Source organism: Streptomyces sp. NPDC058741 (assembly GCF_042746715.1).
Lineage (GTDB): Bacteria > Actinomycetota > Actinomycetes > Streptomycetales > Streptomycetaceae > Streptomyces.
This window is the reverse complement of the sequence record NZ_JBHYQH010000102.1, coordinates 1-3,198: the sequence shown is the minus strand read 5'-3', so window position 1 is coordinate 3,198 and position 3,198 is coordinate 1. Positions and strand designations below refer to the sequence as shown.

The following is a 3,198-nucleotide window of genomic DNA, read 5'->3' as shown; positions in this document are numbered from 1 at the left end:
CCGCCAGATGCAACGCCACCAACGACGACGAACACGCCGTGTCCACCGTCACCGCCGGACCCTCCAGACCCAGCACATACGACACCCGGCCCGACACCACACTCGCCGCGTTCCCCGTCAGCAGGTGGCCCTCGACGCCCTCGGGCAGGTCGTCACCGCGGACGGTGCCGTAGTTCTGGTTGCTGCACCCGACGAACACGCCGGTGCTGCTGCCCCTTAGGGAGGTGGGCTCCAGGCCCGCTCGTTCCAGGACCTCCCAGGAGGTCTCCAGAATCAGACGCTGCTGCGGATCCATCGCCAACGCCTCACGCGGCGACACCCCGAAGAAGCCGGCGTCGAAGTCGGCGGCCGTGCTGACGAATCCGCCCTGTCCGGTGGACTCCGCGGCGGCGTCCGTCATGTCCCAGCCACGGTCCGCCGGCAGCGGTGTGATGGCGTCGGTGCCGGACAGCACCAGGTCCCAGAGGTGTTCGGGAGTGGTGACGTCACCGGGGTAGCGGCAGGCCATGCCGACGATGGCGATCGGCTCGGATGCGGCCCGGGCGAGTTCGTCGTTGCGCCGGCGCAGACGCTCGTTCTCGGAGAGGGAGGCACGCAGTGCCGCGACGACGCGCTCTTCGGAGGTGGACATGCTCAGCTCCACTGGTTCGTGGCCGGCCCGTTCGGGGGCGGACGGGAAGGTGACTGTGGGCGGGAGTTCAGGAATGGGAGTCGCCCAGGGCCAGTTGAACGAGTGCGTCGACGTCCATCGCGTCGATCGCGCCGGGTGCGGGTGTCTCGTCGGACAGGTCGGTGAGGGCGGCGTCCGCGCCGTCCTCCGCAAGGGACAGGACGGCCGTCAGCAAGCCGCTGGACTGCCATCGGGAGAAGGGGATCGCGGAGAGGACGGTACGGAAAGAGGCTTCGTCGGCATCCGGCGCCGCTGTCCCGTCCGCGAAGAGTTCCTCGTAGAGGTGGTCGGCGAGGTGTCGCGGTGTCGGGTGGTCGAAGACCAGCGTCGTCGGCAACCGCAGTCCTGTCTCCGCGTGGAGCTCGTTGCGCAGTTCCACGGCGGTGAGGGAGTCGAATCCGACGTCACGGAAGGAACGGTCGAGGTCCACGGCCGAGCCCGTCGACCGCCCGAGGACGGCCGTGGCCCGCCGACGGACGATCTCCCGCAGGGTTCGCCGACGCTCCTTCTCCGGACGCTTCGCGAGGCGCGCGACGAGGACGGCGCGGGCATTCTCGGTGTTCGGTTTCTCGGTGACGTCGGCCGCCGTTGCCCCGTAGTCGGGAAGAGTGCTCAGCAGCGGGCTGGGGCGTCGGCTGGTGAACGCGGGGAGGAAACGGCCCCATTCCACGTCGGCCACGGCCACCGCACCGCCGGGTCCCTCCATCGCGGACGCGAGCCCCAGCAACGCGCGCCCGGGTGGCATCACTCGCAACCCGTGCCGGTGCAACTCCACCACTCCCGCGTCGGACACCATGCCTCCGCCCGACCATGGGCCCCATTGGACTGCCACGCCTGCCAGTTGGCGGGAACGGCGGTCCTCCACCACCGCGTCCGCCCAGGCGTTCGCCGCCGCGTAGGCGCCCTGGGCTCCGCTCCCCCATACGGCCGCGATCGACGAGAACACCACGAAGGCGCTCAGATCCCGGTCACGCGTCAGCTCGTCCAGGTGCACCGCGCCGTACGCCTTCGCCCCGACGATCCGCTCCAGGTACTCGGTGTCGATGTCGTCAAAGGGCATGTGGTCCGGTACGCCGGCCCCATGGAAGACGGCGTCGACCTGATGCCGGGAGAGCAGTGCGGCGACGGCGTCCCGGTCCGCCAGGTCACAGGCCTCGACGGACACCTGTCTGGCCCCCAAGGCGTGCAGGTCCGCGACGAGCTGCGCGGAGCCGTCGGCTTCGGGCCCACTACGGCTCGTGAGCACCAGTTCGTCGGCGCCCTGCCGAACGAGCCAGCGCGCGAGGTGAGCGCCGAGGGCGCCCGTGCCGCCGGTGACCAGAACCGGTCCGGAGGGCTTCCAGCCCTGCCCGTTACCGTGCGGCACCGGGTCCGGACGCAGACGCCTGGCGAAGGTCCGGCCGCCGCGTACCGCGAGTTGGTCCTCCGCGGAGGAGGCGATGACGTCCGCCACAAGACGAGCGGCGCTTCCGTCCGGGGTCTCCGGCAGGTCCAGCAACCCACCCCAGCGGTCGGGGTGTTCCAGTGCGACGACCCTTCCGAGCCCCCAGACGGCGGCCTGCTCGGGACGCAGTCGGCCCTCGGCCGCCTGCCCGACGGTGACGGCCCCCTGGGTGAGCCACCACACGGGTCCACCCACCTCGGCATCACCCAGCGCCTGAGTGGCGATGAGCGCCTGCGTCACCGTGCCGGGCAGCACGATCACGCCCGCAAGGACCGGCGTCTTCGCCTCCGCGAGAGCAGCGGTGACGGCGCGGGCGAGCTCCGGCCGGTCGGGCCGCTCGGGAATCGACAGGAGAAGGGGCTCGGACAGGGCCGGGGCAACGGCGTCGACCAACGCCGTATCCCCTTCGGGGTGCAGTACGAGCCACCGGCCGGTGTGGTCGGCTCCGGCTTCGGGAGTCACGGCCTCCCAGTCGACGCGGTAGCGCCACCCGTTCACCTCTGCCCGCTCCGTCCGCTCCCGGCGCAGGCCCGAGAACTCCGACAGGATCTGCTGCACGACGTCCTCGCCGATGTCCAGCGCGGTGGCCAGTTCGCGCGCCTCCTCCGGCGCCGCCGGTTCCCAGGGCTGGTCATCCGCCTCTACCCCACTGCGCTTCGTCTGCGGCCAGTACCGCTCACGCTGGAAGGCGTAGGTGGGCAAGTCGACACCGGCCGTCGAGCACGGGCCGATCACGGCAGTCCAATCGACGGGCACACCGACCGTGTAACCGGCAGCGAGGCAGGAGACGATGGCGTCCACCTCGTGGCGGTCCTTGCGAAGGCTCGCTACGAAAAGGGCGGCCTCGTCGTCGGGTGTGCGGTTCTGGGCGAGGGCGGTGAGGGTTCCGTCGGGGCCGATCTCGACGAAACGTGTCACACCCTGGGCGGCAAGGCTGTCGACGCCGTCGGCGAAGCGGACGGCCTGCCGGACATGACGCACCCAGTAGCCGGCGGACGCCAACTCGCCCTCGGTGGCCACCTGTCCGGTCACGTTCGACACGACGGGGATGGCTGGGGGTGCGTAGGTGATGCGCTCGGCGACC

Annotated in this window: 2 protein-coding genes; both read right to left on the bottom strand. The window is 71.0% G+C overall.

Annotated elements, in window-relative coordinates; all coding sequences use genetic code 11:
- A partial coding sequence (locus ACFW6P_RS32015) for a beta-ketoacyl synthase N-terminal-like domain-containing protein (protein WP_386360159.1) occupies positions 1–631 on the bottom strand: 631 nt, incomplete at its 3' end.
- Positions 632–698: 67 nt separating this feature from the next.
- Positions 699–3,198: type I polyketide synthase (locus ACFW6P_RS32010; RefSeq protein WP_386360162.1), on the bottom strand; the 2,500-nt coding region annotated here is incomplete at its 5' end.